A 24,614-nucleotide genomic window follows, 5' to 3' on the forward strand; every position below is an offset into this window, starting at 1 on the left:
GGAAGCGCGCCGGGCGCGCTCCCGCCAGGAACGGTCAGTGTCCGTGTCCATGTCCGCCCATCTCGCCGCCACCCTTGCCATCCGGCAGTACCACCTTGACGTTCTGCATCATGCCCTGGTCTTCATGCTCGAGGATGTGGCAATGCAGCACGTACTCGCCGATGTAGCGCTGGTAACGCGTGGCGATCTCGATCTTGTGGTTGGGGATCACCAGCAAGGTGTCTTTCCACGTGCCGAGCAGATCCCTGTATTGCGCATCGACCGCGCCGCCGTCGGTGCGGGTGATGCCGATGATCTGGAAGGGGTTGACGTGGATATGGAAGGGGTGGCTGCCATTCTTCGACGCCAGCTCCCAGATCTGCTCGGTGCCCAGCACCAGCGTGTGGTCGACGCGGTGCGGATCATAGACATACTTCAGCTCGGGTACCGGCGAGTCTTCCGGCTTGCCTTCCACCATGAAGCGGGTCTTGCCATCCAACTTGGCAATATTGAAGGTCGCATACTCCTTCTTCTTGCCGCGCATCGCGTCCTTTGCTTCTGCGCTGAAGCCCGCATGCGGGACGAACTTGGCAAGCTTGAGACCATTCTCCAGATCGCCGAGGATGGTGCCCTTGACGCTGTCGGGCAACTGCGCAACGGGCAGACGCTTGACGGCATTGCGCAACTCGGCCAGCAGGAAATCGCGCGGCGACTCGCCCGCCCTGGCACGCGCGGCAGCCTTGGCGCTGGTCTTGGCCGTGATCACGCTGATCAGGCGCGTGTTGTTCACATCATGCATCGTCGTCATGTTATTGAGGTTCGTTTCCGCATACACGCAATACGCGCCGGCCTTCGGCAGCGAAAACAGGATGTCGCTGCGGTATCCCGGCTGCAGGTAATTGAGGGTCTTGGGGATGATCCTGTCGTGCGTCAGGCCGTCGCTGGCCACTTCGAATTGCGTGACGTCCTCGCCATCGCACAATTCCATCACGTCCTTGTCCTGGTTGGCCACGCCGAGCGCCTGCAACAGCTTTTGCGGATCGTTGGCACGCCGGATGCGCAGCACCACGGAAGCCTGGAAGCCCGTGTCGATCAGGCGCCAGCGGTACAGGCGCTGCGTATCCATCTTCATCACCGGCTGCACCTTGCCGTTGACGGAGGTATAGCGGCCCGACATCAGCCAGGCATCGGGATCCTTGACCTGCTTGAAATCCTCGAGCATGCCCACCGCCTCCTTGTCGCACGACTTCAGCGGCGTCAGGCTGTTGCTGGGGCAGTCATAGGGAATTTGCTGCAGCAGCATCACTTCGCCGGCGCTGCCGCTGCCATCGTCGGGCTGGAATTGCTTCAGCACGACGTCGAGGTCGCCATTTGCCTTGTCGGTCGGATAGCGGTCGCCTTCGACCACCAGCGCGCCGGCCATGCCGCTGGCGACCTGCATCGCCGTCGCGCCATGCTGGTGCGGGTGATACCAGAACGTGCCGGCCGGATGGTCGATGGGAATATTGTATTCGTACTCGAAATCCACCTCAGGCTTGATCGATATCAGCACATTGTCGCTATTACCCGAAGGCGAGACCCACAGGCCATGCGAGTGCAGATTGGTGTCGTTGAAGCAGCCAGGCGGACGCGGCGCATTGATATCGTCCGTCGCGCACTGCTCGGCCGGCAGCACCGGCAACTGGTTGTACAACCTGAAGCGCACGGTTTGCCCCGGCGCCATCACGACGGTGGGCGCCATGAAGGTGGCCGCATTCTCGTCGCGTCCATCGAGCGCCAGGCCGCTCGTCTGCTGGTAGGAGCGCAGGCGCACCTTGTCATGCTTGGCCGTGGTCGGGTTATAGATGCTGCCGTTGGCGTAGCGGATGTACAGGTCGTACGCTTTCTCGTACTCGTCGCGCTTGCTCGCCGCGCGATTGGCGGGCCTGGCGCGCGCCTTCAGTTTCGGCGGCTCCTGCAGCAGGCGCAGCTCGAGTTTGGGCACGGACTTCAGGTTCAGGTCGAGATTCATATTCACCGTGGTTTCCGCGGCGAAGGCGGCACCGCAGGCGAACGGCATGGCGGCCAGGCACAGCGACAGGCAGCTGCGGGGAAGGCGATTGGACATGACAACTCCTTGATTGGACTCGGCAATGGAAGCATGGCTGGGCATGCGTATTTTTTATTAGCAACATTGCTATTATCCATAATGACAAAGAGTCAATACTCACACTAAGTCACTTGTTGTTTTTATTGCTGAGCGGGGATGGGGGTAGGAATGAGGGTACTGATGGGGGCTGATGCAGAGGGGGCGCTTGCCGCCAGAGCCTGAGGTGAGGGGACGGCGTTGGCCGCTGCGCGGCCAACGTGCCGCGCGGAGCGCGGTGGTTGGGCGATTCGGAGAGGGCTGGGCCGGCATGGCCCAGCCCTTCGAATCCCACCGTTCCGTCCAGACAAATAAAAAAGCCTCCCGCAGGGGAGGCTTTTTTATTTGATTCTGGCGGAGACGGTGGGATTCGAACCCACGATACAGGTATAAGCCGTATGCATCCTTAGCAGGGATGTGCCTTCGGCCACTCGGCCACGTCTCCTAGCTGATTACTCAACTATGTCTCTGTAGCTAACTGCGCTGCAGCGACGAACGTCATAATATCGATTGCCCCCCCTTTGGTCAAGGGCGTGGGGCAATATTTTTGGATATTTAAGCTTTTTCCAGCTCGAACGCTTTATGCAGCGCGCGCACGGCCAGTTCCATGTACTTTTCATCGATCAGCACGGAGATCTTGATCTCGGAAGTGGAGATCATCATGATGTTGATGCCCTCTTCCGACAAGGTGCGGAACATTTGCGATGCGACGCCAACATGGCTGCGCATGCCCACGCCGACGACGGACAGTTTCGACACTTTCGCGTCGCCCGTGATGCTGGCCGCGCCCAGCGATTCGCGGTTCGCTTCCAGCACGGCCAGCGCGCGCGCGTATTCGCCGCGCGAGACGGTAAAGGTGAAGTCCGTTTTACCGTCGACCGACTGATTCTGTATGATCATGTCGACTTCGATGTTCGCGTCCGCCACCGGTCCCAGGATGTGGTACGCCACGCCTGGGCGGTCGGGCACGCCGAGCACGGTGATTTTGGCTTCATCGCGGTTGAAGGCGATGCCGGAGATGACTGCTTGTTCCATGTTTGTATCTTCCTCAAACGAAATCAGGGTGCCTGAATTGGCTTCTATTTCCAGCGGCAACATCGGGTCGGTCAGCGACGACAGCACGCGCGTGGGAACGCGGTAGTTGCCGGCAAATTCCACCGAACGCGTTTGCAGCACCTTGGAACCCAGCGAAGCCAGTTCCAGCATTTCTTCAAAGGTGATGGTCTTCAGGCGGCGCGCCTCGGAGACCACGCGCGGGTCGGTCGTGTAGACGCCGTCGACGTCCGTGAAGATCAGGCATTCGGCCGCCTTCATGGCGGCGGCGATCGCCACGGCCGAAGTGTCGGAACCGCCGCGGCCCAGGGTCGCGATGTTGTCGTGTTCGTCGACGCCCTGGAAACCGGTAATGATGACAATCTTGCCCGCATCGAGGTCGCGTTTGACTTTTTCGTCATCGATCGACTGGATGCGTGCCTTGGTAAAGGCGGAATCGGTCTTGATCGCGACTTGCCAGCCAGCATAGGATACGGCTTGTTTGCCGATCGCCAGCAGTGCCATCGACAATAGGCCGACGGACACTTGTTCGCCTGTCGAGGCGATCATGTCAAGTTCACGGGGATCGGGTTGATCCATGATTTCCTTGGCCAGTCCAATCAGGCGGTTGGTTTCGCCCGACATGGCGGATGGCACCACCACGATTTGATGCCCAGCGTCGTGCCACTTGGCAACGCGCTTGGCGACATTCTTGATACGGTCAGTCGAGCCCATCGACGTACCGCCATATTTGTGGACGATTAAAGCCATAAGAGTGAAGTTTCCGCTCAAGAAGAATAAAAAAGGAGGGCTTTACTCTACATGCCGCAATGCAAAATAACAAGCTAAAAAGCGCATTAGCTCATACCGATTGCGCATATGGAAATAACCAATCCATGCAGTCCAGCTGGCTTGAACAGCCGCTTGCCGGCCACCCCGGGAGGGGCCGTGGCGGCTGTCCTTACGCTCAGCAGGAGAGCCAGCGCAAGGCGACGCGGGGACGGTCCAGCAGGCTTAGGCAATGGCAATCGAGGCCAATACCAGCCGCGTACAGCAATTGTTGCGCCGCACAGACAAGGGGCAGGCGTTCGCGCTCCCAGGCGGGCACGTCGAACGCCTGGTAATGGTATTTCAAGCTCTTGGTGGGACGGTTCAGGGCCAGTTTCAGACGCTCACCGCCCTGGCGGAAGTCGATGGTCAAGGTTTGAGCTTGCAACCAGGCAATATCGATACCCTGGCCGCCTTCTTCCACCGCATCGAAATGCAGTACGCCGCCATACGCGGGAAAGGCCAGGCTGGCCTCGCCTTTCCATGCAAACTCCTGGCTGGCTTTTTCCAGGCCGGGAATGCCCGCATCGTCACGCTCGCGCATGCCGGCAAGGTCATTCAGCTTGGGCGTCAGGTACAGCCGGTCGCGGTGGCGCCGCACGTGGCATTCGGGATGCGTGACCAGCAATTGCGCATCGGGCCGCGCCTCCAGCAGCTGCGCCAGCATTTCCGCCAGCCACGCCGTCGACGGCATGCGCAGGCCGCGCGTGCCGAACCAGTGGCGCAGCAGGTTGTAGCAGCGGTCCGCGCTCAGCCCGCGCAATTTCGCCAGTTCGATGCAATCGCCATCGAGGCACGCTGCCAAATCCTGGGTCGCCAGTTCCGTCAACAGGCGCTGCGCCGATTGCGCGTGCTGGGCGCTGCGCGCAAAACGTTCCTGGAAGCCGGGAAAGGCCTGCGCCAGCACAGGCATCACCTGGTGCCGCAAGGCATTGCGGGCAAAACGGGGGTCGTCGTTCGATTCATCGTGGATGTGCGCGATCGCATGCTTCGCCACATAGGCCTCGAGTTGCCTGCGCGACACGGGCAACAGCGGGCGCGCCATCACCAGGTCCGGGTTGCCCAGCAGCTCGGGCGCGCTGTTGGCGCCATCCATGCCGGACAGGCCCGCCGTGCCGGAGCCGCGCAGCAATTGCAGCAGCACCGTTTCAGCCTGGTCATCCTGGTGGTGGGCCGTCAGCAGCAGGCGCACGCCATGCGTGGCGCACAGTTCGCCCAATGCCGCATAACGGCGCTTGCGGGCCGCCTCTTCCGTGCCCGTCTTCGCATTCTTTTCCAAGGTGACCTTGCGCGCTTCGAAAGCGATGCCCATGCCGGCGCACAATTGCTCGCAATGGGCCAGCCAGGCATCCGCATTCGGGCTCAGACCGTGGTGTACGTGAAACGCGTGCAAGGCCACGCCATGCTCTTGCGCCCAGGCATGCGCCAGGTGCAGCAGGGCCGAGGAATCGAGGCCGCCGCTCAGGGCGATGCCGACCGTCTCGCCGGCTTGCGGTCCGCAGGTTTCCAGCGCGCTGGCAAAGATATCGGCGACGGTGGCGGTTTGTTGCTTTTTCAATGTGGACTCCGGGAATGCAAAGAGGGACAGGCGGCTAAACGGATGGTGTCGTTTAGCGGACTGTCCCTGGTGTTTTACTATCTTGTCGGCTTACGTCTTGTCGGCTTACGCTGCGCTAAGCCGACCTACGCCGACCGGCGATGACTTACTCGCTCGGCGTGGTTTCCTTGAACTTGCCGTAGCTCAGCAGTTTTTCATGGCGCGCGGCCAGCAAGTCCTTGGTTTTCATGCCGTGGAACTGGCGCAGGGTGTCGGCCAGTGCGCGTTTCAGCAAGGTGGCCATCTGTTTCGGATCGCGGTGGGCGCCGCCCAGCGGTTCGTTGATGATCTTGTCGATCAGGCCCATGGCTTTCAGGCGGTGCGCCGTCAGGCCCAGCGCTTCGGCCGCGTCGGAGGCGCGCTCGGCGCTCTTCCACAGGATCGAGGCACAGCCTTCCGGCGAAATCACGGCATACGTCGAGTATTGCAGCATCAGCACGGCATCGCCCACGGCGATCGCCAGCGCACCGCCGGAACCGCCTTCACCGATGATGGTGGCGATCAGCGGCACTTTGAGTTCGGCCATCACGTACAGGTTGTGGCCGATGGCTTCCGACTGGCCGCGCTCTTCCGCATCGATGCCGGGGAAGGCGCCCGGCGTGTCGACGAAAGTGAAGATGGGCAAGTTGAATTTTTCAGCCACTTTCATCAGGCGCATGGCCTTGCGGTAGCCTTCCGGTTTCGGCATGCCGAAATTGCGCATCGCGCGCTCTTTCGTGTCACGGCCCTTCTGGTGGCCGATGACCATGCACGGCTGGCCGTTGAAGCGGGCCAGGCCGCCGACGACGGACAGATCGTCCGCGTAGCTGCGGTCGCCATGCAATTCGTGGAAATCAGTAAAGATTTCATTCACGTAATCCATGGTGTAGGGGCGCTGCGGGTGGCGCGCGATCTGCGCCACTTGCCAAGGCGTCAGCTTGGCGTAGATATCTTTGGTCAGTTGCTGGCTCTTCTTGGCCAGGCGGTCGATCTCTTCCGAGATGTCGACGGCCGAATCGTCTTGCACGAAGCGCAACTCTTCGATCTTGGAATCGAGTTCCGCGATCGGCTGTTCAAAATTGAGGAAAGTCGTTTTAGTCATTGTACCTCCAGGTTTTACCGGCCACGGCGCCAGGGCGCGCGGCGTCATCTATGTTTATTTTACCGTACCGGCTGGTGCGCCGGGGGCTGCATCGGGTGCGGCAGGGGCGGCTGCAGGGTCGAGACTGCGCCACAAATACCACGTCGCCACGGTGCGCCACGGTTCCCAATTGGCGGAAACCTCGCGCGCATCGCTGCGGGAAACTGGTTCGCCGGAGAAATAATTGACGCTGATGCCCTGGATCAAACCGGGGTCGTCGAGCGGCAAGACATTCGGCCGGAGCAGATTAAATATCAGAAACATCTCGGCTGTCCAGCGGCCGATGCCGCGGATCTGCACCAGTTCGGCGATGACGGCTTCGTCATCCATCTGGTCCCACTGGCTCGCGTGCACGCGTTTGGCCTTGAAATGGTCAGCCAGGTCGAGGATGTATTCGGTCTTGCGTTTGGACAAGCCACAGGCGGACAGCTGCTCGGCGCCCGCCTTCAACACTTGCGAGGGCGTGCATTTCGGGCAAGCCAGCAACAGCTTTTTCCAGGCGGCATCCGCCGCCTTGGGCGTGATCTGCTGCCCCACCAGCGAACGGGCCAGGGTGGTAAACGGGTCGCTATGGCCGACCAGGTGCAGGTCGCCAAATTGCGGGATAAGCTTTTTCATGATGCGGTCGCGCTTCATCAGCTCGATCTTCGCCTCTTCCCAGTAGTGCGGCACCTGGATCACTTGCGCCAATTCCGTCACCTTGGGCGCTTCCCCGTTTTCCCTGGACGTTGGCATCATGCGCGGCGCCAGTTGGTCGAGCCGTCAGGCTTGTCTTCAAGAATGATGCCCGCCGCCAGCAGCTCGGCACGGATCTTGTCGGACTGGGCAAAGTCGCGCGCCTTCTTCGCCGCGCTGCGCGCCGCGATGGCCGCTTCGATGCCGGCCGCCTCGTCCTGTCCACCGGCGGCAGCGCCGACGGTCGCTTGCAGGAATTGCTGCGGCGTGCGTTCGAGCAAGCCGAATACGCCTGCCAGGCCCTTCAGTTGACGCGCCAGGGCTGGGGTTTTGTGCTTGTTGACTTCCGTTGCCAGGTCGAACAGGGCCGCCACGGCCAGCGGCGTGTTGAAGTCGTCGTCCATGGCTTCGCGCACGCGCACGGCATGCGCTTCGCTCCAGTCGATGGCGCCCTCTTCCACCGCCACGTCGGCCAGCGCCGTGTACAAGCGGGTCAGGGACAGGCGCGCGTCATCGAGGTGCACGTCCGAGTAATTCAGGGGGCTGCGGTAGTGCGCGCGCAGGATGAAGAAGCGGATCACCTCGGCATCGAACTTTTGCAGCACTTCGCGGATGGTGAAGAAGTTGCCGAGCGACTTGGACATTTTTTCATTGTCCAGGCGCACGAAACCGTTATGTATCCAGTAATTCACGCTGGTATGGCCGAATGCGCCTTCGGATTGGGCGATCTCGTTTTCGTGGTGCGGGAATTGCAAATCCGCGCCGCCGCCATGGATATCGAACTGTTCACCGAGCAAGGCGCAAGACATGGCCGAGCACTCGATATGCCAGCCCGGACGGCCCTTGCCCCACTTCGAATCCCATTTCACTTCTTCCGGCTCCGATTCCTTCGACGACTTCCACAGCACGAAGTCGAGCGGATCGCGCTTGCCCGTGTTCACGTCGACGCGCTCGCCCGCGCGCAGATCGTCGAGCGACTTGCCCGACAGCTTGCCGTAGTGGGGGAAGTTGCGCACGGCATAGTTCACGTCGCCATCCGCGCCCTGGTAGGCCAGATCCTTGGCTTCCAGCTGTTCGATCAGGCGCAGCATTTGCGGCACGTATTCAGTGGCGCGCGGCGTGTGGTCGGGCGTCAGGATGCCCAGCGCGGCCGTGTCTTCATCCATGTACTGGGTGAAACGCGTCGTCAGCTGGGAAATCGTCTCGCCGTTTTCCACGGCGCGGCGGATGATCTTGTCGTCGATGTCCGTAATGTTGCGCACATAGGTGACATCGAAACCGGACGCCTTCAGCCACCGGTAGATGACATCGAACGCCATCATCATGCGCGCATGGCCGATATGGCAATAATCGTAGATGGTCATGCCGCAAACGTACATGCGTACCTTGCCTGCTTCCATCGGGACGAATACCTGCTTTTCGCGAGCCAGGGTGTTGTAAATCTTTAGATTGCTCATCGTGCTTTGCAAGTGGAGCGGCCGCCAGCCTGGCAAAACGACAGACAGGCGCGGACACCAGGGGTGCCGCGCCACTGAACTGCCGTGTGCGCCGAGACTATACGACCCGCTATATTGTTGTTCTTGTTTGTTAGAATTAGGGCGTTAGCGGTCAAGTATAACATTGATAAAAACCATACTGGCCCGATATGAATCAGGTTTTTACGATGTTCAACCGAAACTCACTTCTTTTGGCAACAACGCAAGTTTAAAGAAAAATAACGATCAAGGACGCCTTCATGCAAGAAATCAAATCGAAACGCCTGTCTTTCCTGGCCCGCTTTTGCACCCTGTTTGCCGGCCTGACCCTGGGCAGCGCCGTCGTGGCAGCCGCTCCGGCGACCGCTCTCGACCCAACGCCGCACGTGGCCCTGAAAACCAGCATGGGCGAGATCGTGCTGGAACTGGACCAGGAAAAAGCGCCGAAAAGCGTGGCCAACTTCCTGCAGTACGTCAACAGCGGTTATTACAAGGGCACCGTGTTTCACCGCGTCATCGACGGCTTCATGATACAGGGCGGCGGCTTCGACAAGAACATGAAACAGAAAGCCACCAAGGCGCCGATCAAGAATGAAGCGCAAAACGGCTTGCAAAACGTCACCTACAGCATCGCCATGGCGCGCACGGGCGACCCGCATTCGGCCACCGCGCAATTCTTCATCAACGTCAACGACAATGGCGCGCTCGACTACCCGGGCCGCGACGGCTTCGGCTACACGGTGTTCGGCAAAGTCGTCAGCGGTATGGACGTGGTCGACAAGATCAAGGCCGTGCCGGTAGCCGACAAGGGCCCGCACCAGAACGTGCCGGTCACCCCCGTGGTGATCGAATCGGCGACTTTACTCAAGTCCGCGCCCGCAAAACTGTAAAATAGCGTTTTTGCGGCGCCGGCCTGGTTGGCGCCACTGAATCAATTATTCATCCAATTTATTAAGGATTATCATGACCTCCGTCATCATCACCACCAATCTGGGCAAGATCACCGCTGAACTGGACGCCGAGAAAGCGCCGAAAACGGTTGCCAACTTTCTGGCCTACATGAAAGCCGGTCACTACGACAACACGATTTTCCACCGCGTCATCGACGGCTTCATGATCCAGGGCGGCGGTTTCGAGCCAGGCATGAAACAGAAGCCTGCCGACACCACCGTGGAAAACGAAGCCAAGAACGGCCTGAAAAACGATACCTACACGCTGGCCATGGCCCGCACGTCGGATCCGCATTCGGCATCGGCCCAGTTTTTCATCAACATCAAGAACAACAGCTTCCTCGACTATCCAGGCCAGGACGGCTGGGGCTACGCCGTATTCGGTAAAGTCACCGAAGGCAAGGAAGTCGTCGACGCCATCCGCGCCGTAAAAACCTCGCGCGCCGGCATGTTCGCCGATGTGCCAGTGACGGACGTGATCATCGAAAAGGTCGAAGCCGCTTAATCAGGCTCTGGCATCATGAATAACAGGCATTGCAGCGTTTTCGCCTCTCCATGCACTTCACTTTTTGGGAGCGTTGAACGATGACAATGCCTGCCGCACTCTTTATTTCCGACCTGCATCTGCAGAGCTCGCATCCGCGCACCAGCGCGGCGTTTCTTTCTTTCCTGGAACACCATGCGCAATATGCGCAAGCGCTGTATCTATTAGGCGACCTGTTCGAATACTGGGCCGGCGACGATGACCTGGAAGACCCGTTCAATGCGCGCATGACGGCCGCCATCCGCGCCGTCAGCGATGCGGGCGTGCACGTCTACTGGATCGCCGGCAACCGCGACTTTCTCGTCGGCTCCGGCTTTGCCGCCGCCGCCGGCGCCACCCTGCTCAGCGAACCGCACGTGGCCACGATTGCCGGCCAGCGCATCGTCTTGCTGCATGGCGACGCCGAATGCACGAAAGACGTCAGCTACATGGAGTTTCGCGCCATGGTACGCCAGCCCGCCTGGCAAAAACAGTTCCTCTCCATGCCGCTGACGCAGCGCAAGGCCATCATCGACGGATTGCGTCAGAGCAGCCGCCAGCATAATGGCGAAAAATCCATGGACATCATGGATGTCACGCCCGATGCTGTCGCGCAAGTATTTGCCGAACACGCGAGCACCGTCATGATCCACGGCCACACGCACCGCCCTGCCCTGCACCAGGTCGACAATACCTTGCGCTATGTCTTGCCCGACTGGGAATGCGACGTGACGCCGCCGCAACAGCCGCGCGGCGGCTGGATCGCCATCGATGCGCGCGGCAACATCACGCGCCACGACTTGAACGGCGACATCATCGACTAGGCTTGCACCGACTGCCGCACGGGCGTTTGTCCGATAGCCGCGCCCGACTGGCCCTGCTGTAATGGCGCCATGCACACTGTTTACATCGGCACGGCCGGCTGGAGCCTGTCCAGCGCCGCCGCCAGCCACTTCCCCCTCGATGGCAGCCATCTGCAGCGCTATGCCCAGGTCTTGCCCTGCGTGGAAATCAACAGCTCGTTCTACCGCCCGCACCAGAGCGCCACTTACGCGCGCTGGGCCGACAGCGTGCCCGCCCATTTCCGCTTCAGCGTGAAATTACCACGCAGCATCACGCACGAGCGGCGCTTGCGCGACTGTGCAGCCGAACTGGAACGCTTTGCGGGAGAAGTCATGCAACTGGGGAATAAACTAGGCTGCGTGCTGGTGCAGCTGCCGCCCAGCCTGCGTTTCGAGGCGGACGTGGCCGCCGCATTTTTCCTTGCGCTGCGCCAGCGCTTCGACGGCATGCTCGCGTGCGAAGCGCGCCATCCCAGCTGGTTCGAGGCAGGCGCAACCGAGCTGTTAACGATGCAGCGCATCACGCGCGTGCGCGCCGATCCGCCTGCGGGACAGCCGGGGCCGCACGTACCGACGACCAGCGTGGCCTACCTGCGCCTGCACGGCAGCCCGAAAATATATTATTCCGACTACCGGGCCGACTACCTCACGGCGCTGGCCGCTGAATTGCACACACCAGCGCATGTGGACAGCTGGTGCATCTTCGACAACACGGCGGCCGGGGCCGCCCTGTTCAATGCGCTGGATTTGCAGGCGCGGCTGACGGATGCGCCAGCCACGTCTGCGCATCGCTCCATTTAAGGCAACGGCATCTGGATGATGGCGCGGGCGGTATAACCATACAAGGTTCCGTTGCCAAAAGCCAGGACCTCCACGATGGGATTTCCCCATGCCATTTGCGGTGAGGAAATGACCCCGGCCGTATCGATCTTGCGTACCCCATCCTGGCCGCTCACGTACAGGTTGTCGGCCTGATCAATGATCAAACTGGGAAAGCCGGAAAATGACAGGCTGCCCACGCCAGGCGCACCATCGGCATTTTTAGTCGAGTACAAGGTGCCGGCAAACACGCTCACGGCGCCGGAACGATTTACCTTGAATATTACTTGATGATAGTAGTCATCAAAATACATATCCCCCTTGCTATCAAATACCATGCTGTAAGGAAAAATGCTTGGCAAGCCGGGATTACTATCAGCAATGTCACTCAAGAGCGCCTCAAAGGACACAAACAAGGAAAATACGCCACCGGGCGGACGACGATGAATCCCATTGCCGCCAGATACCGTCCACGTGACATAGCCATCCTTGTCAACCGCCAAGGCATACTGCTGAACGCTGACGCTGGTATGCGGCAATTGCTCGATGGTGGACATGATCCCATCACCAGTGATCTTGCGCAAATTAAGCGCATAGGAATTCGGCGCCCTGTCCGCAAAATACACGGCCCCATCCGCGCCGCAAGCGATCGCCGCAGGGTTCTGCATGGTCGCGCTGAGCCGCGGGCCGTCATCGCTGCCGGCGCGACCGGCAATCCCCGCATAGACCTCGAGCTTGCCAGTTGGCGCCAGCCGGCGCAGCACCTTGTTGGCTGCATCGAGCAGATAAGTATTCCCGCTGGGGTCGCTGCACATGGCCGATGCCTTAAGAGTACCCACGCGGGCCACAGCGCCCACGCCGTCCACCTGCCCGGCATCACCCGGCATGGCAGGCACAGTCGAAATCCTGTTCGCGGCATCTACCCGGCTCAAGCGCTGCAGGGTGAAATCATAGACCAGCATACTGCCTGAATCTTCGAGCAATATGTGCGTTAAGTTTTTCCACTCGACATATTTTCCCGTCGCGTCAGGCACGTGCCGCCCTACCACTGTCGTCACTTCACCATCGGGCGTCATGCGGCGGATAGATTCGCGGTCGGCCAGCAACAAATTGCCGCTGCGCTCGAACACCATGCCCCGCACGCGCGTGAAACTGGCATCAGTACCCTTGCCGTCATAGCCTGACGTTATTGGACTTCCCGCGACCGAGGTCGCCACGCCATTGGCAAGGCGATAGACCTTGTTGCCTCTACCATTACTCAAGTAAATGACACCGTTGGCATCAACTGCCATATGGCCCACCGACTCGCCAATCATTTTATTGATGGAACTGACCACGCCGTCTGGCGTCACTCGGCGAATCTGAGCCGGCCCGTCATCGACGAGCAGCAAATCTCCATTTCGGTCCATTGCCATGCTGGTGATCAATCCAAACTGGGCTTGCCCCCCCGTCCCATCAACATACCCGGGTACGCCGTCCGGCCCGGCCTGTGTCGCGCTGCAATTGGCGCGTCGCTGCCCAGCCAAGGTACTGACCACCCCGTCGGGCGTAATTTTTCGCACCAGTCCATTGCAGTTATCGGCCACATACAAGTTCCCCTTGCCATCGATCGCCAGCAGCGCGAGACTGCCCCCCAAGTAAAAAGTCGCGCTGGCGGCAGGCCCGTCAGCGGCACCAGACTTGCCGGGTATGCCAGCATGGATACTGAGACGACCGTCAGGGGCGAGCTTGTGGATCACGTGTGCGGACGCATCGGCGATGTAATAATTGCCCGCGCCATCCCGCACCATGCCATCGACACGCTGGATCTGTTCCTGCACGCCCGCCAGCAAGATGGGCAGGCAACGCACGGCCAGGGTGCTGACATCCGCGCTGCCCATGGTCGCCGCGCCTTGCGCGATGCTGCAGCCCAGGCCAGCGGAGGCGCTGTCGACCTTGCCTTGATACGCCGCGCCCGCCGCCAGCTTGCCGGCAAAGCTGAAGGGACCGTTGGCCGTGACGGTCAGCTTTTCCATGCCGTTCGCCAGCACGACGCTGGCGCCAGGCAGCAGGCCGCTGACCGTGCCGCCCAGCAGATAGCGCGGCGTTTCGGCCGGCGCCACGGGTGTCGGAGGCGGCGTGGACGTGCCGCCGCCGGAACCGCCGCCACAGGCGCTCAACAGCGCCAACAGGGCGGCGCCGCAGCCGGCACGCCTGAACAAGTTCTGTACTTCTCCAAAGCAATTTATCATTTCTGCTTTCATGGTTGTGGCGACATGCGCGCCAAAAGTTATCAAGTAAGATTTTTAAACACGCAACATTATAGTTTCCTTATGGATAGAAAAACATGAGTATCTTGACATTTGAATTTTCACTGTTATAGTTAACTACAACACCAACTCAATACATCACGGAGCTTCGATGCCTACAGCACTTTTTATGCGCCGCGCCGTCCCGCCCTTGTGGGAGCGCATCCCATGAGCGCGGAATGGAACGACAATAGCCCCATCTACCGGCAGCTCAAGGCCAGGGTGGTGGGCATGATGCTCGATGGCGTGCTGCAGTCCGGCGACGCCTTGCCCTCGGTGCGCCAGGTGGCGGCCGACTATCAATTGAATCCCATCACGGTTTCGCGCGCCTACCAGGAACTGGTCGACGATGCCCTGGTGGAAAAACGCAGAGGACTCGGTATGTATGTCTTGGAAGGCGCCCGCGACAAATTGCTGGCCAGTGAACGCGAGCGCTTCCTGCGCGAAGAATGGCCAGCCTTGCTGGAACACATCACCCGCCTGGGCCTGGACCTCGATCAACTGCTGCAAGCGAGCCGCGATGCCGGCGCACACGGAGAGAACGCATGAATGCATTGAACAAGGACAGCGTCATCAGCGCGCGCGGCCTGCGCAAGCAGTATGGCAAGCAGGTGGCCATCGATGGCATCAGCTTCGATATCGCGCCGGGGCGCATCGTCGGCTTGATCGGCCCTAACGGTTCCGGCAAGACCACCACCCTGAAAGCCATCCTGGGCCTGACGGGCTTCGATGGCGACTTGTCGGTGCTGGGGCGCGATCCCCGCGTGCAGCGCGATGCGCTGATGGAAGACGTGTGCTTCATCGCCGACGTGGCCATCCTGCCAAGCTGGCTGCGCGTGGCCGACGCCATCGATTTCGTTGCTGGCGTGCATCCACGTTTCGACCGCAGCAAGGCCGAACGCTACCTGGCCCACACCAAGCTGTCGCCGAAGATGAAGGTCAAGGCCATGTCGAAGGGCATGGTGGTGCAGCTGCACCTGGCGCTCGTGATGGCCATCGATGCCAAACTGCTGGTGCTCGACGAGCCGACCCTGGGCCTGGACATCCTGTACCGCAAGCAGTTTTACCAGAACTTGCTGGAAGACTATTTCGATGAAAACAAGACCATCGTCATCACCACGCACCAGATCGAGGAAGTGGAACACATCCTCAGCGACCTGATGTTCATTCGTGACGGCAAGATCGTACTGGCGTCCAGCATGGAAGAAGTGGGCGAGCGCTACATCGAGGTGATGGTGGGCCCGCAGCACGTCAATCCAGCGCGTGCCCTGCAGCCGATCAGCGAACGCAGCGTGTTCGGCAAGTCGGTGATGCTGTTCGACGGCGTCGCCCGCACCCAGCTGGCCGCACTCGGCGAAATACGCACGCCCAGCCTGGCTGACCTGTTTGTCGCGACCATGAAAGGATCGTACCAATGAGTATTTCCCCTGTAAACAAGATGCAATGGCTGATCCGGCGCGAGTTGTGGGAACACAAGGGCATGCTGCTGTGGACGCCTGCCCTGATCGGTGTCGTCATGACGGTGTTGGGCGCCCTGATGGCGGCCGCGACCGTCGCAAAGACCAAAATGCACACGGCGCTCATCGTCAATGGCGAGGAAATTTCCTGGAGCACCGTTTTCAATACGCGCACCTTCGGCCCGCGCCGCACGGAAATCATCGACGCCGTCGCCAATAACTATACGTATGCGGCCGCGCCGCTGTTCCTGGCACTGGGTTTCCTGGTGTTCTTCTATTGCCTGAGCGCCCTGCATGACGACCGCCGCGACCGCAGCGTGCTGTTCTGGAAATCGCTGCCCGTCTCGGATGCGCAGACGGTGCTGTCGAAAGCGGCCATCGCCCTGCTGGTCGCGCCTCTGATCGTGGCCGCTGCCGCCAGCCTGACGTCGCTGGCCCTGATCCTGATCCTCAGCGGCGTGCTGGCGGTCAACGGCATCCACGTGTTTGCCGAACTGCTCGGCTCTTCCGGCCTGTATCTGGGACCGCTGCGCGTGTTCGGCTTGCTGCCCGTGTATTGCCTGTGGGCCTTGCCGACGGTGGGCTGGCTGCTGATGGTATCGAGTTGGGCCAAGTCGAAAGTCTTCCTGTGGGCCGTCGGCGTGCCGCTGCTGCTGCTCATCCTGACAGTCTGGGCCGGCAAGCTGACGCAGACGGAAAGCGATGTCAGCTGGATACAGATGAATGTTATCGGACGCGCCCTGCTGGGCACTCTTCCCGGCAGCTGGTATCTGTTCGAACCGGAACTGCTGCCACGCATGCACGCCCTGGCAGAGGGAGGATCGCACATGACGCGCATCGATGTGTTCAGCAATTCCTGGTCCAGCCTGGCCTTGCCAGCCGTCTGGCTGGGCGCAGCGGCAGGCGCGGCCCTGATTTACGCCGCCATCCGCCTGCGAAGCTGGCGCGAGGAAGGCTGACAGCGCACCATCGCATCCCCGTAAAAAACGCCCCGCCCGCCGGGGCGTTTTCATTTCCTCCTGTTACGCCGCCGAAAACAATCACTATCGTACTGCTAGTAATCAGTAATAAATTCCCTCGCCAAATAAAGACTATTCATTCGATAGTATTAATTAGATATAAAAATTACAAATAATTATTCCTATCGTATTTTATTACCAATCAAATTTGATAATCACCGGACAAAAAAGCAACAACTAGCAAATCGATAGCGAGACGATTTTTGAGATGAAAGGCGCAGAAATGCTGGCGCATGGCAGCAGATTCATCCGGAAAGCCCTGTTTCGTGACAATACGTGATTATTCACTTGCGCAAAGCTTGACAGAATAGAGTCATGGAAAATGATCAAAATGAAATTGAAAGTTTCAAAATTGAAATTACCATCAGAGTGAGGGCAGGCGCGGACATCCTGTAAATATGCCATCCTGCCAGTGTGTATCGTAAAGCAAGCCAGTTACGGGCGAAGCAAAATACGAGAAATAAGCGCCATGCAAAACAAATGCAAAATTAGTATTTTTAATATCAAGGATCAAGCGCTCTTTTACGCCAGCGATTTTTTTCCAATTATGTTTTACTTGCCACTATCAACATCGGCAACATCAGAGTTCGACCACGGCCCAAGCCACGCCGGAGTAACCAAGGAAACGAAATACATTATTGATTTTTTAATATCTTAAAAAATTGAACGAATATCCAACCTCTTCCGGAGACTTTAAAATGGCCACCATCCAAAATCCAGCACAAGTTCCCGTCAATGCCGAAGGCCTTGGCGCCAAGGTCGCGACGCCCGCAAAAAAAGTCGCCAACCCGAAAAACGGCGACCGCAAGCAGTATGACGAAGATGAACTGGTGCAAGGGGCCGATGCCAGCCAAAGCATGCCGCCTGAAAATGTCGTCGAAGTCACGGGAAGCGCCGATACGGGCAATGCCGGCGCCCTGGGCGCGGCCGCCGCTGTAGCGGCAGCCGCCGCGGCAGCCGGTGGCGGTGGCAGCGGCGCCGCAGCAGGCCAGGCCGGCAACGGCAGCGCCGATCTCGGCACGCCGCAAAGCGACAACAATGGCGGCGCGGCAGGCGCGGGTGCTGGCGCCGCCGGGATCCCCAGCGGCAGTGTCGTGGATGTCGCCGGGGCATCGGCTGGCGCGGGCGCGGGTGCCGGCGCGGCAGGCGGATTGGGTGGACTTGGCGTGCTGGGCGCGCTCGGCGGCCTTGGCCTGGTTGCCGCCGCGGCAGGCGGTGGCGGCGGAGGCGGCGCCGCAGCTGGCGGCTCCGGTACGGGTGGCACGGGGACAGGAGGTACCGGCACTGGCGGTACGGGTACGGGCGGTACGGGCACCGGTGGCACGGGCACGGGTGGCACGGGAACTGGCGGCACGGGCGGCACCGGAGGAACGGGCGGCTCGACCGGCGGCCAGGGCGGCACGGGAAATCAATCCACCACCACCGTCGTGACCGACGCGGCCGTGCTGGCCGCCGCCGCCGCGGCGGCTGCCGCCAGCAACGCCCTGGCCGATGACGCCAGCGCCGCCGCGGCAGCAGCCACGGCAGCAGCTTCGCTGGCAGCGGCGAATGCCGCCATCCTGGCCGATCAACTGGCGGCACAGGCTGCCGCCGCAGCGGCAGCAGCCTTGCTCGCTGCCAATACCGCCACCAGCGACGATACGCTGGCAGCCAGCACGGCAGCCGTCGTCCCCGGCGCGCAAGCGGCCGCTACCGCCGCCACGAATGACGACAGCGCGGCAGCCACCGCTGCCGCTGCCGCTGCCACCTCCCAGGCCGCCGCCACGTCGGCGCAAAATGCTGATGCGGCTGCCGCCACGGCCGCCGCCAACGCCGCCGCCGCACACGCCGCGGCCGATGCGGCGCAAATCCAGGCGGACCAGACCAACGCCCCGGCATTGCAAGCCATCGCCGATGCAGCCGACGTGGTCGCCGCCGCAGCCAACACCCAGGCAGCGCTGACCGACGCGGCAGCGCTTGGCGTCATCTCCGCCAATGATGCCGCCGCTGCCGCCGCCGCCACGGCGCTGGCCAATGCCACGGACGCCGCCGCGCTGGACCTGGCGGCCACCGCCGCCGCCAATGCCGCCGTCGCCGCAGGCATCCAGGCCAGCCTGACGGATGCAGCCGCCCTTGCATTGATCTCCGATGCGGATGCCGCCACCGCCGCCGCTGCCGCCACCGCAGCCGCCGCCACCGATGCCGCCGCCCTGGCTGCCGCCTCGAACGCAGCCGCCGCCGCGGCAGCGAATGCGGCGGCAGCTGCCAATGCCAGCGATGCCGCGGCACTCGGTATCGCTGCCACCGCCGCCGCGAATGCGGCCACCGCGGCCAGTACGCAAGCGGGCCTGACCGATGCCGTCGCCTTGAGCATGGCAGCGGACGCCGCCGCCGGCGTTGCCGCCCAGGACGCTGCCATCGCCAACGCCACCGACGCCGTCGCCCTGCAGGCTGCCGCCAATGCCGCCGCCACGAACGCCGCCAATGCACAGACGCAAGCGAACATGACGGACGCGCCCACCCTGGGCCTGATCGCCGACGCCGCCACCGCGGCGTCGGACGCAGCACAGCTCCAGGCCGGCTTGACGGATGCGGCCGCACTGGCCCTGATTTCCGATGCCGACGCTGCCGCAGCCGCCGCAGCAGCCCTTGCCGCCAGTACCGATGCCGCCGCGCTTGACGCTGCCGCAGCCCTTGCCGCTACCGTGGCGGCGAATGCCGTCGTCACGGCCAGCCTGAGCGACGCGGCCGCCCTGCAAATCACGGCCGATGCGACAGCCAGCACGGCCGCCGGCGCCGCCACGCAAGCGGCATTGACGGACGCGGCCGCCCTGCAAGTGATTTCCGACGCCGATGCCGCCGCCGCGCTGGCCGCGCAAACGACGGCCAACCAGACGGATGCGGCCGCCCTGGCCGCTGCCGACGCGGCCGCCGCCAGCGATGCCGCCAATGCGCAAACAGTGGCCGACCAGACCGATGTCGTCGCCTTGCAGCAAGCAGCCGACCAGGCGGACGCCGATGCGGCTGCCGCCAATTCGCAAGCCAGCCTGCTGGACGTCAACGTCGCCCTGAATGCGTTCAATCTGGCCAACCTCGCCGCCCTGGCCGCCAATGTCACGGCTGGCCAGACCAGCGTGCTCGATCTGACGGCCACGGTCAATACCTTGCAGATCGGTGCCGATAATGCCGATATCTCTGCCGCCCTGTTCGATGCCACCATCCTTGCCGGCATCTCCACCGCCGATGCGCTGGCGGCAGCCGGCCTGCAAACCATCGCCGACCTGACCAATGCCGATGCGCTCATCGCCACGGCGGCCGCTGCCGTCTCGGCGGCGGAAACGGCCGCCCTGCTGGGCGGGATCGATATCTCGGCCGTCAGCGCAGCTGCCGCGGCACAGGCCGCCGCCGCGGCTGCCGCCACCACGGCCTTGCTGACCGATGCCGGCACGCTGGGCATTGCCTCCACTGCCGACGCTGCCGCTGAACTTGCCGCCCAGACTGCCGTCACCACCTTGACGGCCGCCAATACGCTGGCGCAAAACGCGCTGACCACGGCACAATTTGTTGCCAATCAGACCGACGCCGTGGCCCTGGGCCTGGCCTCTTCCGCAGCCGATGCGGCCGCAGCCCTGGCCGTCACGACTGCCGGCCAGACCGACGCCATCGCGCTGAGCCTCATCTCGAACGCCGATGCGCTGGTCGCTACCTCCGCCGCCAACCTGGCCGCGCTGACGGATGCCACGGCGCTGGGCGTGATCTCGACCGCCGACGCCACCCTGGCCGCCACCCTGCAGGCGACGGCCAATCTGACGGATGCCGCCGGCCTGGGCCTGCTCGCCACGGCCGCTGCCGCCGCCGCCAATACGGCGACGAATGTTGCCAACCTGACCGATGCGGTGGCCCTGGGTACGCTCTCGACAGCGGCCACCACCGCCGCCAATACGGCAGCCGCCACCGCCGCGCTGACCGACGCCACGGCCTTGGGCCTGGTCGCCACGGCCGACGCGGCGGCCGCTTCCGCCCTGCAAACGACGGCCAACCTCACCGACGCCGTGGCATTGGGCCTCGTGTCGACGGTCGCCAACACGGCCGCCAGCACCGCTGCCGCCGTTGCCAATCTGACCGATGCCGTGGCACTGGGCACCGTCTCGACGGCCGCCACGGCCGCAGCCAATACGGCGGCTGCCACGGCCGCCCTGACCGACGCCGTCGCACTGGGCTTGACGGCCACCGTCGACGCGGCGGCCGCCACCGCCGCACAAACAACAGCCAACCTGACGGATGCCGTCGCCCTGGGCCTGGTAGCGACCGTCAATGCCACCGCCTCCACGGCCGCCGCCGCCGTCGCTGGCCTCACCGACGCCGTCCTGCTGGGTACCGCCCACACGCTCGACGTCACGGCCGCCACCGTGGCGGCCACCAAGGCCGCCTTGACGGATGCCGCCGCCCTGACCACCGTCGCCAACAACGATGCCGCGAATGCAGCCGCCCTGGCTGCCTATTCGGCCGCCCATCCGTTCGACCTGGTGGCAGCGCTGGCGGCCACCGTCGCCGCCACCACGGCCGGCTTGTCGAACACCGCCGCGCTGGCGGCGCAAGCCGATGATGCGGCCGCCGCCTCGACCGCAGCAACGGCCGCAGCGTCCCTGACAGCCCTGAACAATGCGCTCGCGGCCGACAGTGCCGCCACCGCCGCCGCCACCCTCGCCCTGACGTCCCAGGCGGCAGCCACCGCGGCGGCGCTGGACGACACGCTGGCGGCCACCGCCGCCGGCGTGGCCGCCACCTCGCTGGCAGCGGCACAGGCGGCGCAGGCAGCCGATGCAGCCGCCGCCGCGACGGCAGCGACGGCGGCCAACGCCCTGGCCGCCTTGAATGCGGCCCTGCAGGCGGATGCAAATGCGGCCGCCACGGCCGCCGCCGCCATCACGGCGAGTGCGGCCACCGCCGCCGCCGTCGCCGACGATCTGGCCGCTGCGACGGCCGCCACTGTCGCCAACGTCTCGCAAGCGGCCGTGCAAGCGGCGCAGCTGGCCGACAATGCCGCCGCCAGCGCCGCCACCATCGCCGCCAACGCGCTGGCGTCGCTGAATGCGGCCCTGGCCGACGATGCCGCGGCCGCTGCGGCTGTGCTGAACTCCACCAATGCAACGGCCGCCGCCGTTGCCGCTGCCGCCGCCGATACGGCTGCCGCTGCGGCCGCCGCCGTGGCAGCCATCTCGGCCGCCGCCACGCAACATGCGCAAGCGGACGATATCGCCGCTGCCGCCGCCGCCCTCACGGCATCCGTCTCGCTGGCAGCCACGCTGGCCGCGCAGGCCGCCGATGCGGCTGTCGGCACGACCGCGGCAGCGGCTGCGAGCGCACTGGCCGCGCTGAACCAGGCCCTGAACGACGACAGCCTCGCCGCGGCAGCAGCCACGGCGGCGGCCAACGCGCAAGCGGCCCTGAATACCGCCACGACCACACTCAACGCGGCGATATTGACGGCCAGCGCCTCGCTCGCCGCCACGAATGCCGCCCTGGCCGACGACGCCACGGCGGCAAGCACGGCGGCAGCAGCGGCAGCGGCCCAGCTCATTGCCGATGCCGCGCTGCTGGCCGATGCAGGGCTGGCCGCGCTCGCAACGGCAGCCAACAATGCACTGGCAGCAGCCAGCGCAGCGCTGGCCGCCGACGATGCCGCCGCCAATGCCGCGCACACGGCCGCCCTTTCGGCGGCCGCCACCCTGGCGGCGCAGCTGGCCGATACGGCAGCCCTGAATGCCCATGCCGCGCTCAATGCGGCAATCGCCAACCTGAACGCGGCGGTAACGGCCGATACCAACGCCCTGGATGCCGACAATGACAGGACGCTGAAACTGAACCTCCTCCTCACCGCCCAGAGTGCGGCCGATGACGCGGCCCAGGCCAATGCCAATGCGGCTGCCGCCCATGCGGCGCTGGCGGCGGCGCAGGCCGACGATGCGGCGGCTGCCACCGCTGCCGCCAATGCGACTGCCGCGCATGCGGCGGCCGTCGCGGCGCAAAACGCCGATGCCGCTGCGGCAGCGGCAGCGGCGCAAGCGGCCATTTCCCTGGCCGCCACCCTCAATGCCCAGGCGGATGACGCCACCGCGGCAGCGGCCGCCACTGCCGCCGCCAATGCGCAACTGGCCCTGGACGCAGCCCTGGCAGCGGACGCCAACGTCGCCGCCACCGCCGCCGCGGCCGCGGCAGCCCAGCTGGCGGCGCAAAACGCGCATGATGCCGATGTTGCGGCAGCGGCTGCGGCCGTTGCCGCTGCCATCACCCTGGCAGCCACGCAAGCGGCGCAGGCAGACGACGCGGCAGCCGCGCTGGCAGCGGCCAATGCCGCCAACGCCCAGGCAGCGCACGACGCCGCCGTCGCCGACGACCAGGCAGCTGCGGATGCCGCCGCCACCGCAGCGCTGGCGCAAACGGCTGCCACGGCAGCGGCAGCCGCGGATGCTGCCGCCAGCGCCAGCGCCGCCGCAGCGGCAGCATCACTGCTCGCCGCCCAGGCGGCGCAGGCCGACGACACGGCAGCCAATCAGGCAGCGGCCAATGCCGCCGCCGCCGCCGCCGCGCACACGGCCGCCATCGCCGCCGATGCGCTGGCCGTCAGCACGGCAGCAACGGCGGCCAGTGCACTGGCTGCAGCCACGGCGGCGCAGAACGCCGACGACGCGGCCGCCGCAGCCGCCGCCCAAGCCGCCATCTCGCTGGCGCTCACCCAGGCGGCACAGGCCGACGATGCGGCGGCAGCAGCGGCCACGGTCAACGCCAACAACGCGGCGGCAGCGGCACTTGCCGCCCATGCGGCCGATGCGGCAGCGCCGCTGGCGCAGGCGCAGGCCGCCGCTTCCCTGCTTGCCCTGCAAGCGGCGCAAGCCGACGATGCTGCCGCCGCCAGCGCGGCAGCAGCAGCGGCGCAAGCGCACGCCAATGCGAGTGCCGCGTATGCGGACGATGCGGCAGCGGCCCAGGCCAATGCCGACGCGCAGGCTGCCGACGTGGCCCTGGCACAGGCGAACGCCATCGCCGCGCAGACCGACGCCAGTGCCCTGGCCGTCGTGGCGAATGCGGACGCCGCCAACGCCGCCGCCGCGCAAGCGCTGGCCGACCAGACCGATGCCGTGGCCCTCACCCAGGCTGCCGATGCGGCAGCGGCAGCGGCGCTGGCAGCGGCGCAGACAGCCGCCCTGACGGACGCCAATGCCCTGCACCTGGCAGCCGATGCGGCAGCAGCAGCCGCCCTGCAGGCGCAGGCGCAGGCGGACCTGACGGACGCCAGCTCGCTGACGGTGGCGGCGAATGCCGATGCCGCCGCAGCGGCGGCAGCCCAGGCCCAGGCCGACCTGACGGACGCGAGCCAGCTGTTCGTGCTGAGCCAGAATGCCCTGCACAACCCGCTGACGGTTGCCGACTTCAGCACCGGCCTGCCGGCTGCCGGCGGCGACGTGATCGACATGTCGGCCATCGCCGACCTGACGGCGTCGGTGGCCGTGGGCGTCAACGTGGGCACGGACTTCAGCAACAATAACCTGTTCATCTTCGACGGCACGTCCGTGTCGATCGGCGCGGCGGCCAGCGCCATCGCAGCCGACGACAGCGTCTTGTCGGGCCAGGGCTACATCGTCATCGCCGATGCGCAAAACAGCGGCGCCGTGACGGTGTATCACTCGAGTGATCTGAGCAACGCCAACGCCATCGACACGGCGCTTGTGCTGCTGAGCGGGGTGAACATCACGCAACTGACGGCGGCCAACTTCGTCGTCTGAAGCAGGGCACCCACGCCAGGCGCCGCGCCTGGCACGGCGGCGGGAGCGCAAGACAGCGCGCTCCCGCCACACCTTGAAATGCGTCAGGCCTCGGGCCGGAAAAATACGGGATGAGATTACGC

15 protein-coding genes and 1 tRNA gene are annotated in these 24,614 nt (G+C 63.7%); 8 read left to right on the forward strand and 8 right to left on the reverse strand.

Features of this window, described 5'->3' with window-relative positions:
- Positions 1–34: 34 nt before the first annotated feature.
- The 7 genes from IGS58_RS17465 to cysS all read right to left on the reverse strand — a co-directional run bounded on the left by IGS58_RS17465 (position 35) and on the right by cysS (position 8,813).
- Positions 35–2,086: a multicopper oxidase family protein gene (locus tag IGS58_RS17465; RefSeq protein ID WP_230522165.1), complete on the reverse strand. Its 2,052-nt coding sequence runs from the start codon at positions 2,084–2,086 to the stop codon at positions 35–37.
- A gap of 370 nt (positions 2,087–2,456) precedes the next feature.
- Positions 2,457–2,549: transfer RNA gene (locus IGS58_RS17470), tRNA-Ser, on the reverse strand.
- Positions 2,550–2,659: 110 nt separating this feature from the next.
- The gene (locus IGS58_RS17475; protein WP_034784049.1) at positions 2,660–3,907 is read right to left on the reverse strand and encodes an aspartate kinase; all 1,248 of its coding nucleotides are present in this window, start codon (positions 3,905–3,907) and stop codon (positions 2,660–2,662) included.
- A 196-nt stretch (positions 3,908–4,103) separates the two neighbouring features.
- Positions 4,104–5,522: a tRNA lysidine(34) synthetase TilS gene (gene tilS / locus IGS58_RS17480; RefSeq protein ID WP_230522166.1), complete on the reverse strand. Its 1,419-nt coding sequence runs from the start codon at positions 5,520–5,522 to the stop codon at positions 4,104–4,106.
- Positions 5,523–5,667: 145 nt separating this feature from the next.
- Positions 5,668–6,642 carry an acetyl-CoA carboxylase carboxyltransferase subunit alpha gene (locus IGS58_RS17485; protein ID WP_034756951.1) on the reverse strand — a complete coding sequence of 325 codons (975 nt, stop codon included), beginning with the start codon at positions 6,640–6,642 and terminating at the stop codon, positions 5,668–5,670.
- A gap of 54 nt (positions 6,643–6,696) precedes the next feature.
- Positions 6,697–7,416, reverse strand: a complete 720-nt coding sequence (locus tag IGS58_RS17490) for a DNA-3-methyladenine glycosylase family protein (RefSeq protein ID WP_230522249.1) — start codon at positions 7,414–7,416, stop codon at positions 6,697–6,699.
- Positions 7,416–8,813, reverse strand: coding sequence for a cysteine--tRNA ligase (gene cysS / locus IGS58_RS17495; protein WP_070259255.1), 1,398 nt, complete (start codon positions 8,811–8,813; stop codon positions 7,416–7,418). Before cysS ends, IGS58_RS17490 begins: the two co-directional genes overlap by 1 nt.
- 278 nt (positions 8,814–9,091) lie before the next feature.
- On the opposite strand from cysS, the gene IGS58_RS17500 reads away from it, so the two are divergent.
- The 4 genes from IGS58_RS17500 to IGS58_RS17515 all read left to right on the forward strand — a co-directional run bounded on the left by IGS58_RS17500 (position 9,092) and on the right by IGS58_RS17515 (position 11,947).
- Positions 9,092–9,721 (forward strand): peptidylprolyl isomerase, encoded by a 630-nt coding sequence (locus tag IGS58_RS17500; protein ID WP_174718096.1) that lies wholly within the window; start codon positions 9,092–9,094, stop codon positions 9,719–9,721.
- Positions 9,722–9,794: 73 nt separating this feature from the next.
- Positions 9,795–10,286 carry a peptidylprolyl isomerase gene (locus IGS58_RS17505; RefSeq protein WP_034756945.1) on the forward strand — a complete coding sequence of 164 codons (492 nt, stop codon included), beginning with the start codon at positions 9,795–9,797 and terminating at the stop codon, positions 10,284–10,286.
- Positions 10,287–10,372: 86 nt separating this feature from the next.
- Positions 10,373–11,128 (forward strand): UDP-2,3-diacylglucosamine diphosphatase, encoded by a 756-nt coding sequence (locus IGS58_RS17510; protein ID WP_070259256.1) that lies wholly within the window; start codon positions 10,373–10,375, stop codon positions 11,126–11,128.
- 69 nt (positions 11,129–11,197) lie between these two features.
- Positions 11,198–11,947: a DUF72 domain-containing protein gene (locus IGS58_RS17515; protein ID WP_230522167.1), complete on the forward strand. Its 750-nt coding sequence runs from the start codon at positions 11,198–11,200 to the stop codon at positions 11,945–11,947.
- On the opposite strand, the gene IGS58_RS17520 is transcribed toward IGS58_RS17515, so the two are convergent.
- Complete coding sequence (locus tag IGS58_RS17520; RefSeq protein WP_230522168.1) at positions 11,944–14,208, reverse strand: hypothetical protein; 2,265 nt, start codon at positions 14,206–14,208, stop codon at positions 11,944–11,946. The genes IGS58_RS17515 and IGS58_RS17520 overlap by 4 nt on opposite strands.
- A 213-nt stretch (positions 14,209–14,421) precedes the next feature.
- On the opposite strand from IGS58_RS17520, the gene IGS58_RS17525 reads away from it, so the two are divergent.
- From IGS58_RS17525 to IGS58_RS17540, 4 genes are all read left to right on the forward strand, one after another.
- On the forward strand, positions 14,422–14,802 hold the full coding sequence (locus IGS58_RS17525; RefSeq protein WP_034784016.1) for a GntR family transcriptional regulator: 381 nt from the start codon (positions 14,422–14,424) through the stop codon (positions 14,800–14,802).
- A complete protein-coding gene (locus IGS58_RS17530; RefSeq protein WP_070259262.1) occupies positions 14,799–15,671 on the forward strand; it encodes an ABC transporter ATP-binding protein in 873 nt (290 codons plus the stop codon). Before IGS58_RS17525 ends, IGS58_RS17530 begins: the two co-directional genes overlap by 4 nt.
- Positions 15,668–16,669: a hypothetical protein gene (locus tag IGS58_RS17535; RefSeq protein WP_230522169.1), complete on the forward strand. Its 1,002-nt coding sequence runs from the start codon at positions 15,668–15,670 to the stop codon at positions 16,667–16,669. The genes IGS58_RS17530 and IGS58_RS17535 overlap by 4 nt, the downstream gene beginning before the upstream one ends.
- A gap of 758 nt (positions 16,670–17,427) precedes the next feature.
- Positions 17,428–24,492 carry a hypothetical protein gene (locus IGS58_RS17540; RefSeq protein WP_230522170.1) on the forward strand — a complete coding sequence of 2,355 codons (7,065 nt, stop codon included), beginning with the start codon at positions 17,428–17,430 and terminating at the stop codon, positions 24,490–24,492.
- The last annotated feature ends 122 nt before the right edge of the window (positions 24,493–24,614 follow it).

This window comes from Janthinobacterium sp. EB271-G4-7A, from assembly GCF_020858075.1.
Taxonomy (GTDB): Bacteria; Pseudomonadota; Gammaproteobacteria; order Burkholderiales; family Burkholderiaceae_D; genus Janthinobacterium; species Janthinobacterium lividum.

What these genes read in the sequence shown, in the direction of transcription:
- IGS58_RS17525 (WP_034784016.1), top strand. Translation starts at nt 14,422, where the DNA reads ATGAGCGCGGAATGGAACGACAATAGCCCCATCTACCGGCAGCTCAAG.
- IGS58_RS17505 (WP_034756945.1), top strand. Translation starts at nt 9,795, where the DNA reads ATGACCTCCGTCATCATCACCACCAATCTGGGCAAGATCACCGCTGAA.
- cysS (WP_070259255.1), bottom strand. Translation starts at nt 8,813, where the DNA reads ATGAGCAATCTAAAGATTTACAACACCCTGGCTCGCGAAAAGCAGGTA.
- IGS58_RS17485 (WP_034756951.1), bottom strand. Translation starts at nt 6,642, where the DNA reads ATGACTAAAACGACTTTCCTCAATTTTGAACAGCCGATCGCGGAACTC.
- IGS58_RS17535 (WP_230522169.1), top strand. Translation starts at nt 15,668, where the DNA reads ATGAGTATTTCCCCTGTAAACAAGATGCAATGGCTGATCCGGCGCGAG.
- IGS58_RS17520 (WP_230522168.1), bottom strand. Translation starts at nt 14,208, where the DNA reads ATGAAAGCAGAAATGATAAATTGCTTTGGAGAAGTACAGAACTTGTTC.
- IGS58_RS17515 (WP_230522167.1), top strand. Translation starts at nt 11,198, where the DNA reads ATGCACACTGTTTACATCGGCACGGCCGGCTGGAGCCTGTCCAGCGCC.
- IGS58_RS17490 (WP_230522249.1), bottom strand. Translation starts at nt 7,416, where the DNA reads ATGCCAACGTCCAGGGAAAACGGGGAAGCGCCCAAGGTGACGGAATTG.
- IGS58_RS17530 (WP_070259262.1), top strand. Translation starts at nt 14,799, where the DNA reads ATGAATGCATTGAACAAGGACAGCGTCATCAGCGCGCGCGGCCTGCGC.
- IGS58_RS17465 (WP_230522165.1), bottom strand. Translation starts at nt 2,086, where the DNA reads ATGTCCAATCGCCTTCCCCGCAGCTGCCTGTCGCTGTGCCTGGCCGCC.
- IGS58_RS17540 (WP_230522170.1), top strand. Translation starts at nt 17,428, where the DNA reads ATGGCCACCATCCAAAATCCAGCACAAGTTCCCGTCAATGCCGAAGGC.
- IGS58_RS17510 (WP_070259256.1), top strand. Translation starts at nt 10,373, where the DNA reads ATGCCTGCCGCACTCTTTATTTCCGACCTGCATCTGCAGAGCTCGCAT.
- IGS58_RS17500 (WP_174718096.1), top strand. Translation starts at nt 9,092, where the DNA reads ATGCAAGAAATCAAATCGAAACGCCTGTCTTTCCTGGCCCGCTTTTGC.
- IGS58_RS17475 (WP_034784049.1), bottom strand. Translation starts at nt 3,907, where the DNA reads ATGGCTTTAATCGTCCACAAATATGGCGGTACGTCGATGGGCTCGACT.